General features: G+C 66.9%; 17 protein-coding genes and 1 tRNA gene. 8 read left to right on the top strand and 10 right to left on the bottom strand.

The genetic code is table 11. The features are described from left to right. Position 1: 1 nt before the first annotated feature. Both ACI7YT_RS05050 and ACI7YT_RS05045 read right to left on the bottom strand, forming a co-directional pair. A complete protein-coding gene (locus tag ACI7YT_RS05050) occupies positions 2-799 on the bottom strand; it encodes an ABC transporter ATP-binding protein (protein WP_406249374.1) in 798 nt (265 codons plus the stop codon). Then, positions 796-1,464, bottom strand: coding sequence for a FadR/GntR family transcriptional regulator (locus ACI7YT_RS05045; RefSeq protein ID WP_406249373.1), 669 nt, complete (start codon positions 1,462-1,464; stop codon positions 796-798). The genes ACI7YT_RS05050 and ACI7YT_RS05045 overlap by 4 nt, the downstream gene beginning before the upstream one ends. A gap of 163 nt (positions 1,465-1,627) precedes the next feature. Between ACI7YT_RS05045 and ACI7YT_RS05040 the strand changes: the two genes are divergently transcribed. The 6 genes from ACI7YT_RS05040 to ACI7YT_RS05015 all read left to right on the top strand — a co-directional run bounded on the left by ACI7YT_RS05040 (position 1,628) and on the right by ACI7YT_RS05015 (position 6,784). Then, complete coding sequence (locus tag ACI7YT_RS05040) at positions 1,628-3,250, top strand: 2-isopropylmalate synthase (RefSeq protein ID WP_406249372.1); 1,623 nt, start codon at positions 1,628-1,630, stop codon at positions 3,248-3,250. Positions 3,251-3,291: 41 nt separating this feature from the next. Then, positions 3,292-4,035, top strand: a complete 744-nt coding sequence (locus ACI7YT_RS05035; protein WP_406249371.1) for a gamma-glutamyl-gamma-aminobutyrate hydrolase family protein — start codon at positions 3,292-3,294, stop codon at positions 4,033-4,035. Between the two features lie 54 nt (positions 4,036-4,089). Continuing rightward, positions 4,090-4,485, top strand: a complete 396-nt coding sequence (locus ACI7YT_RS05030) for a hypothetical protein (protein ID WP_406249370.1) — start codon at positions 4,090-4,092, stop codon at positions 4,483-4,485. A 117-nt stretch (positions 4,486-4,602) separates the two neighbouring features. After that, a complete protein-coding gene (locus ACI7YT_RS05025; protein WP_406249369.1) occupies positions 4,603-5,259 on the top strand; it encodes an NUDIX domain-containing protein in 657 nt (218 codons plus the stop codon). A gap of 206 nt (positions 5,260-5,465) precedes the next feature. Beyond that, the gene (locus tag ACI7YT_RS05020; protein ID WP_406249368.1) at positions 5,466-6,140 is read left to right on the top strand and encodes a DUF6766 family protein; all 675 of its coding nucleotides are present in this window, start codon (positions 5,466-5,468) and stop codon (positions 6,138-6,140) included. Positions 6,141-6,193: 53 nt separating this feature from the next. Next, complete coding sequence (locus tag ACI7YT_RS05015) at positions 6,194-6,784, top strand: DapH/DapD/GlmU-related protein (RefSeq protein WP_406249367.1); 591 nt, start codon at positions 6,194-6,196, stop codon at positions 6,782-6,784. 9 nt (positions 6,785-6,793) lie between these two features. On the opposite strand, the gene ACI7YT_RS05010 is transcribed toward ACI7YT_RS05015, so the two are convergent. Both ACI7YT_RS05010 and ACI7YT_RS05005 read right to left on the bottom strand, forming a co-directional pair. Then, positions 6,794-8,242: a DUF1254 domain-containing protein gene (locus ACI7YT_RS05010; RefSeq protein ID WP_406249366.1), complete on the bottom strand. Its 1,449-nt coding sequence runs from the start codon at positions 8,240-8,242 to the stop codon at positions 6,794-6,796. An 80-nt stretch (positions 8,243-8,322) separates the two neighbouring features. Next, positions 8,323-8,763, bottom strand: a complete 441-nt coding sequence (locus ACI7YT_RS05005; RefSeq protein ID WP_406249365.1) for a DUF1992 domain-containing protein — start codon at positions 8,761-8,763, stop codon at positions 8,323-8,325. A 66-nt stretch (positions 8,764-8,829) separates the two neighbouring features. Between ACI7YT_RS05005 and ACI7YT_RS05000 the strand changes: the two genes are divergently transcribed. After that, complete coding sequence (locus ACI7YT_RS05000; protein ID WP_406249364.1) at positions 8,830-9,429, top strand: TetR/AcrR family transcriptional regulator; 600 nt, start codon at positions 8,830-8,832, stop codon at positions 9,427-9,429. A 57-nt stretch (positions 9,430-9,486) separates the two neighbouring features. Here the strand turns inward: ACI7YT_RS05000 and ACI7YT_RS04995 are convergent. The 4 genes from ACI7YT_RS04995 to ACI7YT_RS04980 all read right to left on the bottom strand — a co-directional run bounded on the left by ACI7YT_RS04995 (position 9,487) and on the right by ACI7YT_RS04980 (position 12,206). Continuing rightward, a tRNA-Arg gene (locus ACI7YT_RS04995) sits at positions 9,487-9,561 on the bottom strand. Between the two features lie 37 nt (positions 9,562-9,598). Next, positions 9,599-10,096, bottom strand: coding sequence for an HNH endonuclease (locus ACI7YT_RS04990; RefSeq protein ID WP_406249363.1), 498 nt, complete (start codon positions 10,094-10,096; stop codon positions 9,599-9,601). Positions 10,097-10,412: 316 nt separating this feature from the next. Further along, entirely contained in the window at positions 10,413-11,243 is an 831-nt protein-coding gene (locus ACI7YT_RS04985) for a M23 family metallopeptidase (protein WP_406249362.1), read from the bottom strand. A 261-nt stretch (positions 11,244-11,504) separates the two neighbouring features. Continuing rightward, on the bottom strand, positions 11,505-12,206 hold the full coding sequence (locus ACI7YT_RS04980) for a metal-dependent transcriptional regulator (protein ID WP_406249361.1): 702 nt from the start codon (positions 12,204-12,206) through the stop codon (positions 11,505-11,507). Between the two features lie 100 nt (positions 12,207-12,306). On the opposite strand from ACI7YT_RS04980, the gene serC reads away from it, so the two are divergent. Continuing rightward, complete coding sequence (serC, locus tag ACI7YT_RS04975; RefSeq protein ID WP_406249360.1) at positions 12,307-13,419, top strand: phosphoserine transaminase; 1,113 nt, start codon at positions 12,307-12,309, stop codon at positions 13,417-13,419. Positions 13,420-13,496: 77 nt separating this feature from the next. Here the strand turns inward: serC and ACI7YT_RS04970 are convergent, their stop codons facing one another. Both ACI7YT_RS04970 and ACI7YT_RS04965 read right to left on the bottom strand, forming a co-directional pair. Next, entirely contained in the window at positions 13,497-14,144 is a 648-nt protein-coding gene (locus tag ACI7YT_RS04970; protein WP_406249359.1) for a DUF3027 domain-containing protein, read from the bottom strand. Then, on the bottom strand, positions 14,128-14,508 hold the full coding sequence (locus ACI7YT_RS04965) for a cold-shock protein (RefSeq protein ID WP_406249358.1): 381 nt from the start codon (positions 14,506-14,508) through the stop codon (positions 14,128-14,130). Before ACI7YT_RS04965 ends, ACI7YT_RS04970 begins: the two co-directional genes overlap by 17 nt. Positions 14,509-14,517: the final 9 nt, after the last annotated feature.

Below are 14,517 nucleotides of genomic sequence, written 5' to 3'. Positions count from 1 at the left end.
CTCAGACCACGGCGCGACGACGGGTCCTCGCGCTCCAGCGCCCTTCGTCGCGTGCGACGTCGATCGGATGCCGGAACGCCTCCGAGATGACCTCGGACGTGATCGTGACCGCCGCCGGACCCGCCGCGACCACGCGCCCGTCCGCGATGACCATGGCGTGCGTCGTCGACTCCGGCAGCTCCTCGAGGTGATGCGTCACGAGCACAGACGCCAGGTCGCCGTGGGTGCGGAACAGGAGGTCGATCGTCTCGAGCAGCTGCTCGCGCGCGGCGACGTCCAGGCCGGTGGTCGGCTCGTCGAGAAGCAGCAGCGCGGGGTCCGGTGCCAGTGCGCGCGCGATGAGCGAACGCCCGCGCTCCCCCTGGGACATGGTCGGCCAGAGGAGATCCGGACGCGAACCGAGCCCGACCATGTCGATCAGTTCTGCGGCGCGATCGCGCTCGACATCCGTCGGACTCCATCTGATGGCCCGATCGATGGTTCCGGTGAAGCCCGTGAGGGCGACCTCCGTCGGCGACAGCGGCATGCGGATCGGATGCCGGGGATTCACGTGTCCGATGTGCCGACGCAGCTCCTGCATGTCGACCCGGCCCAGGCGGCGTTCGAGAACATCGACCGTGCCGGTGCTCGGGTGCTCCTGCGCGCCGCAGAAGCCGAGGATCGTGCTCTTGCCCGCACCGTTCGGCCCGAGCAGCGCCCAGTGCTCGCCACGCCGCACCACGAGATCGATGCCGTGCAGGATCTCCTTGCCGTTCCGGCGGAAAGTGACCCCCTCCAGCCGCAGGACCTCGTCGGTCATCCCAGTGCCTCCTTCAGGCGGAGCAGATGCGCTCTGCTCTCGGATGCCGCGGTGACCGCGTCCTGGGACGAGACGGCGTGCGCGAGCCGCGCATGGCGGTCGTGATCGTCCGGCCCGCCGTGATCCGAACGCAGGCGCAGCATCTCGATCATGGCCTGGCGCAGCCGCGGCGTGAAGCCGTCGAACAGCTCGAGCAGGATCGGGTTGTGCGCGGCGACGAGGATGCTCCGGTGGAATGCGGTGTCGGCGTCCACGTGCGCCTCGAGCCCTTCGGCGGCGTTGTCGCGCGCGGCGAGCGCTTGTCGGATGGCGCGCAGATCCGCTGCGGTCCGCCGCTCGGCCGCCAGTGCCGAGGCCTCGGCCTCGATCGCGATCCGCGCCTCCAGAACGGCGACGATGTCGGCGCGGCGCAGCACGGCATCCCAGTCCTCCGGGGCGTCCAGGGCCATGACGAACACTCCTGAGCCCTGCCGAGTCGCGAGCACGCCGCGCCCCGCGAGCTGGCGGATGGCCTCCCGGATGGTCGACCGTCCGACGCCGAGCTGCGGCGCCAGCGTCGTCTCGCCGGGGAGCTTCTGACCGAGCTGCCATTCTCCGGAGCGGATGCGTTCGAGCAGGAGATCGGCAGCCTGGTCGGCGAGCGGTGTGCGTTGGATCTGCGCCATGCACAGCATCCTAACTTGTCAACTTGTCTGAGGAGTTGCTATGGTGTCATCCATGCGCACGGGACTCCTCCTCCTTCTTCGCCACGGCGAGGTCTAGCCAGACCGGTTCCTCGTCGTGGCGCACGGGAACGCCGGTCGATCCGCTTCGATCTCCGAGGAATCCATGTCCCGCTCGTTCCCCACCCTGTCCACACCCGCAGGCGCCATCCCGGATGGCTCGCCGTCCTGGAACCGCCAGCGCGCCTCGCAGATGCCGTCGCACCGCTACTCGTCGGTGTTCGATCGCGTCGCCGTCCCCCTGACCGAGCGTTCCTGGCCGACCGAGCATCTCACCCAGGCGCCGCTGTGGGTGCCGGTCGATCTGCGCGACGGCAACCAGGCGCTCGCCGAGCCCATGGATCCGCAGCGCAAGCGCCGCTTCTTCGAGCTGCTCGTCGCCATGGGATACAAGGAGATCGAGGTCGGGTACCCCTCGGCATCCGAGACCGACTTCGAATTCGTTCGTCTCATCGCCCGGACCGACCTGGCACCGGAGGACGTCACGATCGTCGTGTTCACCGCCGCGCGCCGCGACCTCATCGAACGCACGATCGCGTCGATCCGCGGCATCCGCAATCCGATCGTCATCCACGTGTACACGGCAACGGCGCGGATGTGGCGCGACGTCGTCCTCGGGCGCGGTCGCGACGAGCTGAAGCGTCTGATCCTGGATGCCGGACGCGATGTCCTCGAGCTCGCAGGCGACCTGCCGAACGTTCGCTTCCAGTTCTCGCCGGAGGTCTTCAACCTCACCGAGCCGGACTACGTGCTCGAGGTGTGCGACGCGATGACGACGCTGTGGGATGCCGCGCCCGAGCGTCCTGTGATCTTCAACCTCCCGGCGACCGTCGAAGTCGCCACTCCGAACGTGTACGCCGACCAGATCGAGTACATGCATCGCCACCTCGCCAGGCGCGATGGCGTGATCCTGTCCGTCCACCCGCACAACGACCGCGGCACCGGCATCGCCTGCGCAGAGCTGGCAGTGCTGGCCGGCGCGCAGCGCGTCGAGGGATGCGTCTTCGGCAACGGCGAGCGCACCGGCAACGTCGACATCGCCACTCTCGCACTCAACCTGCATGCGCAGGGCGTCGACCCGATGATCGACTTCTCCGACATCGATGAGATCCGCAGGACGGTCGAATACTGCAATCGGATCGACGTGCATCCCCGGCATCCGTACGTCGGAGATCTCGTGCATACGGCCTTCAGCGGCACGCACCAGGACGCGATCCGCAAGGGGATAGCCGAGCACCGCGCGCGGGCGGAGGCCGAGGGCATCCCTGCCGGCGAGGCGACGTGGCGCGTACCGTACCTGCCGGTCGACCCCGCCGACCTCGGGCGGGACTACGACGCGGTGATCCGGGTGAACTCCCAGTCCGGCAAGGGCGGCATCGCGTACCTGCTGGAGACCGCGTCCGGCATGACGCTGCCTCGCCGGATGCAGATCGACTTCGCCCGCCACGTGCAGGAGCACACCGATGCGAGTGGTGACGAGGTCAGCGCCGCGCAGCTCTGGGAGCTGTTCGTCGAGACGTATCTGACGGATGAGGAGCCGGCCGAGGCGGATGCCCTCTCCCGCCACGTCATGCGTTCGTTCGACGGTGAGGAGTGGACGCTCGTCGAGACCCGTGCGTCTGACAGCATCCGCTGGTGCGCTGTGCGCAGGCCGAAACATCTCGGAAACGGTGGCGACTCCGATGCGCAAAGCGGGGCGGACAGGATGGAGGTCATCCCACAGCATTAGGGTCCGTGTGGGTGACACGGACGAGGATGACCGGAGTCGCAATGCCCATCACCACGCGCCGAGTCGCGCTCCTCCATCTCCGGACGCGCCGCCCGTACGCCGCTCGATACCAGGCCGAGTTGGATGTCCTGAACACGTCGGCGGCGAAGGCCGTCCGCGAACTGGGATGGGAGCCGGAGCTGGTCCCGACCGCCGAGCTGCCGACGGCGGACACGCACGCCGCAGCACGACGGGCTGATGTGATCGTGCTGATGGGCGGTGAGGACGTCGACCCTCGGCTGTACGGCGTGCAGGTCGACTATCCGGGTTCCGGACATCACGAGCCGCGCACCGACAGCACGCACATCGCCGTCGTCCTCGAAGCGATGCAGCAGCGCAGGCCGGTGCTGGGGATCTGCCGGGGGATGCAGGTGATCAACGTCGCCCTCGGCGGGACGCTCGTCCAGCATCTGCCGACCGTGGAGCAGCACCGCGGCCCGACCGGCATCGACCCGTTCGTTCGGACCGTCGTGCGGCTGGAGCCGGACACGGATCTGGATGCCGACGTGGATGCCGCGCTGAGAGTGCGCTGCACCCACCATCAGGCGGTCGACGCGCTGGGCGCCGGGCTGCGCGTCGCCGCCCGCTCCTCGGATGGCGTCGTGGAGGCTGTGGTCCATGAGTCGGCGCCGATCACCGGGGTGCAGTGGCACCCGGAGCATCCGGCGACCGCCACGCAGCAGCTGGTCCCGCTGCTGCGTCGGCTGGAACGCCAGGCGGAGCGCGTACCCGCGCGCACGCGCTGAACGGTTCCGCGTGCGCTAACGTTCAGGAATGCAGTACTCGCCCCGATCTGAATCATGAATGCGGTCGACATCGTCGGCACGGTCGGCGAACTCATGTCATGGATCGGTCTGATCGCAGGGGTGCCCCTGCTGATCCTCGCGCTCATGATCCGCGTGGCCGAAGGCGCGTACGCGCCCACGACCGTGACCCTCGTGGACGGCGTCGATGATCGTCGGTTCGCGATGTGGAGCGCTGGCGGTCGCACGTGTGCGCGGGTGCTGAGCGCGCACGAGCAGGCCACGAGATCCGACGGCACCTCGGTCACCGGCTACGTGTCCACCAGGGATCCGGAGCGCATGCGTCTCGACCGACGTTCTCCCGCCGTGCGCACCTGCTTCGTTCTCGCCGCCGTGGCGCTGGGCGCCGCCGTGGTGGGCTTCATCGCCTCGCTGCTGCCGCTCGTGGCCTGAGGGCGCCGACGTGGCGCTCAGAGCACAGCAGGAATGATGCGCACGCGTTCACCCAGAGCACTGGGCACGTTTTGTCCTGATTCTTCACATTCATGCATGTTCGATTAGTCTACGACCATGTTCACGAATCGAGCCGGCATCGACGTTCCCGACCACCGCGGCCGCACGGGGCTCGATCAGCAGGGACGAACGCTCGACCGCAACCCGGACGTGTCCGTGCGAGAAGTCGATCTCGTCTCCGACGGCTGGCACGTCCTGCGACGGACAACGCTGGACTTTCGACGGCGCGACGGCAGCTGGTCGACGATGCAACGCGAGACCTACGATCGCGGCGACGGCGCGACGATCCTGCTCCATGACGATGCGCGATCCACCGTCCTGCTGACCCGGCAGTTCCGCTACCCCGCATACGTCAACGACCACCCGGACGGGATGCTCATCGAGACAGCCGCTGGGCTGCTGGACGACGACGATCCGGTGACGGCGATCCGTCGCGAGGTCGCCGAGGAGCTCGGGGTCGACGTCGGTCCTGTGACGCACATCTTCACGGCTTATATGAGCCCCGGTTCGGTTACCGAGAAGGTGCATTTCTACTCGGCGGCCTACAGCCCCGGCGATCGGACGAGTGCCGGGGGCGGTGTCATCGCAGAGGGCGAGGACATCGAAGTCCTCGAGTTGTCGTTCGCTGAGGCACTCGCGATGGTCCGCGACGGACGAATCGTCGACGGCAAGACGATCATGATGCTCCAGTGGTGGGCGCTCGAGCGCCGATAATCACCGCGCATGCGAAATGCAAGCCCCTCACCTCGCCGGCGCTTCGCGCCCTACGCTGTGCCCAGCGAACACGAGGGAAGGGGAACGATGTCTTCCGATGACAGCGAACGCGCGTCGATGCGCACAGCCTTCTGGGCATGGACGGTGATCATCTTCGGCGGGCTGGCGGTCATGATCTGGCTGCCGCTGACGGGGAGGTGAATCCGATGCGCTACCTCCGCAACACGAGTCTGAGTCTCGCGTTCCTGTTGATCTTCGTGCTCGCGCTGATCGGGCAGTCCGTGACCGGGTTCCTCTACAACAACGAGGAACTCACCCACCACGGGCAGCCGACCATCACCTACGGCGATTTCATCACGTCATCCGAGTTCATCGTCGACGTCGCCGAGAACTGGCAGTCCGAGTTCCTGCAGTTCTTCCTGTTCATCCTCGCGACGATCTGGTTGATCCAGATCGGCTCACCCGAGTCGAAGCAACCGGGCGACGAAGGCGTCGGCACCGATGAAGAGCAGCTGGTCGGCGAACACGCGGAAGCGGAGTCCCCGGCCTGGGCGAAGGTGCGCGGCGTGCGGCTCTGGCTCTACTCGAACTCGCTGCTGCTCGTCATGGGCGCGGTGTTCCTGTTCTCCTGGCTCGCGCAATCGCTGGCCGGGCACGTCGTGGCGAACGAGGACAATGCCATGCACGGGCTGCCATTGGACACCTGGATCGAGTACGTCACCTCACCCGAGTTCTGGAACCGCACGCTCCAGAACTGGCAGTCCGAATTCCTCGCGGTGGGCGCGATGGTCGCGTTCTCGATCTACCTGCGGCAACGCGGATCCGGCGAATCGAAGCCGGTCGGGGTTCCGCACCGCATCAGCAGCGTCGAGTCCGATTAGGGATGCACTGACAGGGCATCCCTCGTCCGACGTGTGCGGCCTACCCTGAGGGGATGAGCGACCACGCCGCACGGAACCCCCTCGCCGATCTGCTCGAAGCCCTCAACGCGGGCGAGACCATCACCGGCGATTCGCCCTTGCACCGGATGATGCATGAGACGAGTCAGAACGCGCTGCGGATCTGCGCCGAGCTCAACGGCGGCTATCACGAACCCGGCCGCGTGCGAGAGCTGCTGTCGGAACTCATCGGGTCGGCCGTGGACGAGTCCGTGACCGTCTTTCCTCCGTTCTCCACGGACTTCGGGAAGAACATCGCGCTCGGCGCACGGATCTTCATCAACTCCGGGTGCCGCTTCCAGGACCAGGGCGGCATCGTCATCGGCGATGACTGCCTCATCGGACACAACACGGTGCTGGCGACGCTCAATCACGATCTCGATCCGGCCAAGCGCGCCGACCTGCACCCGGCGCCGATCGTCATCGGCCGGAACGTGTGGATCGGGGCGAACGTCACCGTCCTCCCCGGCGTCACGATCGGCGATGACGCGGTCGTGGCCGCGGCATCCGTCGTCACGAAGGATGTGCCCGCCGGAACAGTGGTCGTCGGATCCCCGGCCAGGGTGGTTCGGACGATCGCACCCTGACGGCGCGGTTCAGTCCTCTTCGCGGCGCACGATCTCGGGAAGCCGCCATGACATGTCGAACCAGGGTTCGAGCGGCCCGTACAGGCGAAGCAGCGGCCACCAGGACTTGCCAGGCAGAGTCGGAATCCAATTGGACTCCTTGCCGGCGGGAGGCGTCGGAGCGAACCACAGCACGTGGGAGCCGTCGCTTTCGGACTGCAGTTCGTCGGACAGGCTCGACAGCGCGGGGTACTGCGCGGACTGCAGCAGCGACCGCGTCTGCGTGTCGTAAATGTCGACGGCCCAGAAGTTCTTCGCCGGTGCGTCGGGCGGGATCGTCAGCGAGTATGTGGCCGATCCATCGAGCAGCGCCCCATCGGCATCCTCTGCCGTGTAGAGGTAGGCCGAGCCGGCACCGACCTGCGCATGCGCCATGGCCGGCGTGATGACCGTGGCGGCGTAGTGGAACAGCGTACGCGCAGCGAGATTGCGCGCCCCGTCGTTGAGGAACTCGTGGCTGCCGCCGACGAAGCCGTTCTTCCAGGATGACCCCTCCCAGCGGAACGAATCCGCGTTGCGTGCTGCGTAGAGGGTTGCGCGCGCCATCGCGGCACCGATCCGGGCCGCCGAATCGAGGATGCCGCGTCGATGCTCGTCCGGGTCGAACGGCGTCCCGTGCACGATGCCGAGCGATGAGAGGACCCCCGCGCGTTCCGGGTCGAGCGATCCGATCGGCTCCTCCGAGACGAGTTCGGCGATCTCCTGGAAGAACGAGAAGTCGTTGGAGTGAACGGTGTTGATGACCTGCTCGCCGATGTTGACGAACCGGTTCTCGGGCACGGATCCCGCCTCGCCGAGCCGGTACACGCGGGACTGCTTGATCGCGGGCACTCCCCCGAGGGCCCGGATGACGAGGAAGTTCGTGTATGTCGGACTCTCGAAGGTGAAGTAGTCGTCGGGACGCTCGCCCTCGTATCCGGGCGGCAGGAACAGGTACTTGCCGCCGGCGCCCTGATCGGGCCCTGCAATCCCCATGTCTGCGACGTACCGGAACCAGAAGTCGTCGACGACGCAGAGCGACTGCGACGGCACTTCGACCACGGTCGGGCCCCACGCCTTCAGATCGAGGAAAGTGACCCCGTACGTCGTCTCGGTGTTGGGCGTGAGGAAGAGCGGTGTGGAGGTGCATCGGGGATCGGTATAGCCGATCGCGTCCGGCGCATCGACGCCGGCTGCGCGAAGGCCACGACGCATGGCGACCAACGACGCTCCGGGGATCGTATCCAGGAAAGCCGTGATGCCGCGCACGAGATCGAGGCTGTCGAAGATGGCAGGCGCGGATTCGGGCCTGGGAACACCATCGAAGAACTGGAACTCTCCGAACGGGGTAAACACCACGTCCGGTGTGGAGATGTGCGCCACCTCTTCTGCGAGTCCGGCCGCGGTCAGTCCGGATCCCGTGAGCGTTGCATCCACCATGTCGTGTCTCCTTTGCAACCGGCAGGAGACCTCAGCGTCGCATTCTCCTTCATGGAGGGCATCATGCACATCGCGTGAGCTTATCTGCGGCCTCGACGATCCGCCCATGCCTGAACCGTCTCTTCGACGTCGCGTGGCATCGTGACGAGCGGCGGCCCTCCGGACAGGTCGTATCGCGCGCGGATCACGCGGCGATTGAACTCCTCGACCTCGTGGCGAACATCTCTCTCACGGGAGAGCAGGTCCAGTTCTGCATCGAGCGCAGCATCGTCTTTGCGCAATTGGATCGACGACGGCAACACGATGAACCCCTCTCTTTTCATCAGTCTCTTGAACCACCAGTCCGGATCATGACTGTCCGATAGGTCGATCGGCCGGCCACTGCCCGGGAGGTCATCGAAATCGCCCCGCTCGATGGCTCGACGGATCTGAAGGTCTGCCAGCAATGCGATGGCGACTTCGGTGTCGATCGGCGCCGCGTACGAGTTGAAGAAGCGGGACGGCAGCTCGGGATCGACCATCGCGCGTCCTCCCCACTTCGTGATCAGTCAACTGTATTATGTCACGTGTATTGGAAAGGATTCTGGATGCCGAAGCAGGTGGACCACGAGGAACGGCGCGAAGAGATCGCGCAGGCGCTCTGGCGCGTCGTCGATCAGCAGGGCTGGGGCCGAACGACGATGCGCGTGGTCGCGCATGAGGCCGGCGTTTCGCTCGGACAACTCCAGCACTACTTCGCGTCGCGGCGGGAGATGCTCACCTTCGCGCGTGAGCTCGCGGCGGAGCACACGTCGGATCGCGTCGAGCGCAGCATTCGGTCCCTTCCGCGACCGCCGCACCCTCGGGATGCTCTGGAAGCCGCCCTGACGGAGATGCTCCCGCTCCACCCCGATTCCCGTGCCACGAGTCGCCTGCACGCCGCGTTCGTCCTGGAGTCCCTGCACGACCCGCAATTGCACGAGCAGGCGCGAGCAGGGTTGCGGGCCGGACGCGACAGGGTGGAGCAGATCATCCGGAGCGCCATGGCAGACGGTTCGATCGCCGATGATCGCGACGCCGCCGTGGAAACAGACCTGCTGCTCGCACTGAGCGGATTCGCGCCCCTGCTCGATCTGAGCGTGGTCACAGAGGATGCCGCACGCAAGGCGATCCACGTCCATCTCGAACGGCTCTTCGCCGTCGAGTGACGCGTGAGCGCACCGCAGATGTCATGAGATGAGGAGCGTCTGATCAGATGGAATCCTTGGTGCCCCTGGAGGGACTCGAACCCCCAACCGTTTGCTTAGGACGCAACTGCTCTTCCATTGAGCTACAGAGGCTGGCCGGACCAGTCTACCCAGGCTTCGGCGCAAGCCCTCACGCGGCCAGAGCGAGATACGGCTCCCAGCGCGGATCGCTGCGCTCGGTCCCGCGCACGGTCCATGCGGTGTTGTGCGGCGGGCGCGGCGTGAACCGAAGCTCCCACCCCATCTCCTGCGGCGTGCGGTCGCTCTTGACGTTGTTGCAGCGCAGGCAGCAGGCGACGAGGTTCTCCCACGAGTCCGCTCCCCCGCGCGAGCGCGGCAGGATGTGATCGATCGTCGAAGCCGCCTTGCCGCAGTAACCGCAGCGGTGGTTGTCCCGACGCAGGACTCCGCGTCTGGTCACCGGCACCCTCCTGCTCGACGGCACGCGCACATAGCGGCTCAGGATGATCACCACCGGACGGTCGAATCTGCCGTGGCTCGCCCAGACGGGGTCACCTTCGACATGCTCTATGACGGTCGCCTTCTCGTTCATCACGAGCACGAGCGCTCGTTTGAAGGACACCACGGCGAGTGGCTCGTATCCGGCGTTCAGGACCAGTGTGCGCATCATCTTCCTCTCGATACGCCGGGACGGCTTCCCGGCACTCTCGACTCACACGAGGCCGCACGGGCGGAGGAATTCTGCACGCAGGGACGAAAAAAGGCGCCGTCTCTAGAGACAGCGCCTTTCGCGCACGGCTGCACCGTGGCATCCCTGCGGGCAATGCCGAAGCACCAGAAAGCCGAGCGCATCCATGGTTCGGATGCTCGGTATTCGGTCCATCAGCGACTCCCGCCTGTGCGACAACGGGAACAGGCTAACCCATCCACCTGTGTACGGGCGAAAACACCCGGTGAACGGTGGACGGCGTGTCGACGACGGGTCAGGCCGGGGCGCCGTTCGCGTTCAACCAGCCGATCGGCTCCACCAGGCTGCCGCCGATGCGCACCTCGAAGTGGAGGTGGTTCGCCGTCGAGCGACCGGTGCTTCCCATGAATCCGATCAACTGACCGGCCTGCACGGTCTGACCGGCCTGGACCTGGCGCGAACCGTAGATCATGTGGCCGTAGAGCGTGGAGACCTGCTGTCCGCCGAGCACGTGGTCGATCACGACGCCGACGCCGTAGCCGTAGTAGCTGTCGGTCGAGATGCGGACGGTTCCGGCTGCTGCCGCGTACAGCGGAGTTCCGGCGTCGCCGACCATGTCGGCGCCGTTGTGGCTGCCGCTGAGCGTGCGGCTGACATAGTAGCCGCCACCGACCGGGTTGCGGACGTCACCGGATCCGGGAGCGACGAGCGCGACATCGCCGGTGTTGTAACCGCCGCCACCGGACGAGGCCGCAGCGGCCTTAGCCGCCGCCTCTGCGCGGGCCGCAGCCGCTTCTTCGGCCTTCTTCTGGGCGATCTCATCGGGAGTGGTCGCCGAGTAATTGCCGCGGTCCATCGGAGCGGCGGTGGCCTCGGATGCGACCACGAGCGACTGCGCGTCGTCCATGGCGACCTGCTGCAGGGTCGTCGCCGCTTCGGTCGTCGGTGTGGTCGACGCGTACGCCGGCAGAGCGACTGCTGCGACCAGTGCGCCGACGGCGCCGAAGATGGCGATCGAACGCAGGGGCTTCTTCACGGACAGCTTGCGCCCGCTTCGACCAGCGCCGCGACGGGCGGGGGTGCGATCTTCAGATGTCTTCTCGGGCGATTCGATGTCTGTGGCCAAGATCAGTGATCCTCCTGCGCCTCGGCGCTCGGGTTGCGCTGGCTCGTCGGCACTCTGCTATCGGGGCACGTGTAGCTTCGGGCACTGTGCGATCGTCTCCCGCGAAGACGACGAGCCGGTGAGGCGATCTTCGCGGTCATCGCCCGCGGGCTTCCTTCGCTGACGACTTGACCGAGGTTACCGGAAGATAACGATTCTGTCACCCTGCCAACCTGGCAATCCTCCGAAGGCGAGTGCCACGGCATCCGAACCCGCGAGAAATCAGGCCTCGTCGCGTACCAGGAAGATGTGCGATGCCAGTTCGACCGGCAGCTCGAGACCCTCGTCGTTGCCGTCCATCTGGATCAGCACGTAGCCCTCGTTGTACCGATAGGTGCCGTGCGCTCCGGGGACGACGCCCGCGTCGCGCAGCTGCTGGAGCAGCTCGGGGTCGACCTGCGCCGGCTCCGCGAGTCGGCGCACAGTGCCGTCTGCGGACTCCTCGGCGGCGTTCAGCTTCTGCACGAGACCGATCACGCCCTCGTCGAAGGTCCGAGCCGGCACATCGCCGAGCTGATCGAGTCCGGGGATCGGGTTTCCGTATGGCGACTCGGTGGGATGGCCGAGCAGCTCGACGAGACGGCGCTCGACCTGCTCGCTCATCACGTGCTCCCAACGGCATGCCTCATCGTGGACGTAGGCCCAGTCCAGGCCGATGACGTCGGAGAGCAGGCGCTCGGCGAGCCGGTGCTTTCGCATGACGTCGACGGCCTTGCGGCGGCCGGCATCGGTCAGCTCGAGCGTGCGGTCCTCGGAGACGACGACGAGTCCGTCGCGCTCCATGCGTCCGACCGTCTGCGACACCGTCGGGCCGGAGTGGCCGAGGCGCTCGGAGATGCGCGCGCGCAGCGGCACGATGTTCTCCTCCTCGAGTTCGAGGATGGTGCGGAGATACATCTCCGTGGTGTCGATCAGGTCGGTCATCTGCCCCTCCGAAAGTTCTTAGGCAAGCCTACATTCCCATCCGGGGATCAGCGTCGTCACGGGGAGAAACGGCCGAGCACCCCGGGCCTAGAATCGACCCATGGCGATCGAGATTCCCCGTGACCTCCTGCCCGTCGACGGCCGCTTCGGCTGCGGTCCGTCCAAGGTGCGCCCCGCGCAGCTGGAGGCGCTGCTCTCATCCGGCGCGTCGATCCTGGGCACCTCGCACCGGCAGTCTCCGGTGAAGAACCTCGTCGGCAGCGTCCGCGAGCAGCTTGCGACCCTGTTCCGGCTTCCCGAGGGCTACGAGATCATCATCGGCAACGGCGGTTCGACCGCATTCTGGGATGCCGCGGCATTCGGCCTGATCCAGAACCGCGCCCAGAACCTCGTCTTCGGCGAGTTCGGCGGAAAGTTCGCCAAGGCCGCGGCCGCACCGTGGCTGCAGGCTCCGGACGTGCGCAACGCCGAACCTGGGTCACGCGCCTCCGCAGAGATCGTCGACGGCATCGACGTGTACGCGTGGCCGCACAACGAGACCTCCACCGGTGTCGCCGCCCCCGTCGACCGCATCGCGGCCGACGGCGCCCTCACCGTCATCGACGCGACGAGTGCGGCCGGCGGCATCGACTTCGATGTGACGCAGGCGGATGTCTACTACTTCGCCCCGCAGAAGAACCTCGGCTCAGACGGCGGCCTGTGGTTCGCTGCGGTCTCCCCCGCGGCGATCGAGCGCATCGAGCGCATCGCGGCATCCGACCGCTACATCCCCGAGTTCCTCAGCCTGAAGAACGCCGTGGACAATTCGCGATTGAACCAGACGCTGAACACCCCTGCTCTGACGACGCTGCACCTGCTCGACAGCCAGCTGCGATGGATCAACGGCAACGGAGGTCTCGCGTGGGCCGGAGCCCGCACGGCCGAGTCCTCCCAGGCTCTGTACGACTGGGCGGAGGCGTCCGACGTCGCGACGCCGTACGTCACCGATGCCGCGCATCGCTCCCCTGTCGTCGCCACGATCGACTTCGACGACAGCATCGATGCGGCCGCGATCGCCAAGACCCTGCGCGCGAACGGCATCGTCGACACCGAGCCGTACCGCAAGCTCGGCCGCAATCAGCTGCGCGTCGCGACCTTCGTCTCGATCGAGCCGGACGACGTGCGTCAGCTCATCCGCTCGATCGACTACGTGCTCGCGAACTCCGAGGCGTAACCCGCCCGACGACGGAACTGCCCCGCATCTCGGAGAGACGCGGGGCAGTTCTGTGCTCCGTCATGGGAAGAGTGAGGTCACTCCTCTTCGTCGGCAACCGACGCGGCAGATTCTTCGTCCTCGTCCTCGTCCTCGTCCTCGGACTCATCGTCGTCGGAATCCTCGGACTCGTCCGGCTCCTCGTCCTCCGCGGAATCGTCGAGTTCGTCGATGTCGACGCCGTCGAGGTCGCCGGCATGCAGCCGCGGCGAGATCACACCGTCCTCATCGTCGCCGTCGAAGTCCTCGTCGTCGGAATCGTCGTCTTCGTCTTCGTCGTCGATGTCCCCGTCGTCGACATCCTCTTCGGCGTCGTCGTCCGCGACCGCATCGGATGCGACGGCGGCGGCCTGCTCCGCGAGCTCGGCCTGGTGCGCACGGTATTCGGCGAGACGCTCAGCCCACGGCACCCAGTCCGGCGCGAGAAGCGCACCGTCACCGGGAAGCAGCTCGACCTCGAGCACGGTCGGATCGGCGTCGTCGACGGCAGCGACCGTCACGGTCCAGAACCAGCCGGGGTAGCCGCCGAGGCGGTTCTCGAATCGCAGGGACACCGAGCCGTCCTCTTCGACCACGTGGCCGGCGGCAGGGCCGACGGTCGACGGGGACGTGATCTCATGCAGCGCAGCCAGCGCGAGATCACGGGCGTCGATCAGACGCGCATCGGGCTCAGGCGTCGAGGTCATCAGCCACCTTGCGCAGCACTGCCGCGATCTTGCGACCGTGGCTGGAAGAGGGATAGCGTCCGCGGCGCAGATCGCCGCCGATGCCGTCGAGAAGCTTCACGAGATCCTCGACGATGATCGCCATGTCGTCGGCCGGCTTGCGCTTCGCCTTCGCGAGGCTCGCGGGGGCCTCGAGCACCCGCACCGAGAGCGCCTGCAGACCGCGCTTGCCGTCGGCCACGCCGAACTCGACGCGGCTTCCGGTCTTCACGGTGGCGCCCGTTGGCAGGGCGGAGGCGTGCAGGAAGACGTCCTGGCCGTCATCGCTGGCGATGAAGCCGAACCCCTTCTCGTCGTCGTAGAACCTGACCTTGCCGGTGGGCATGGAGAACCT

It is taken from the genome of Microbacterium sp. M (genome assembly GCF_045181065.1).
Classification (GTDB): domain Bacteria; phylum Actinomycetota; class Actinomycetes; order Actinomycetales; family Microbacteriaceae; genus Microbacterium.
Note: the sequence above shows the minus strand (reverse complement) of the source record. Positions and strands in the feature narration are given on the sequence as shown.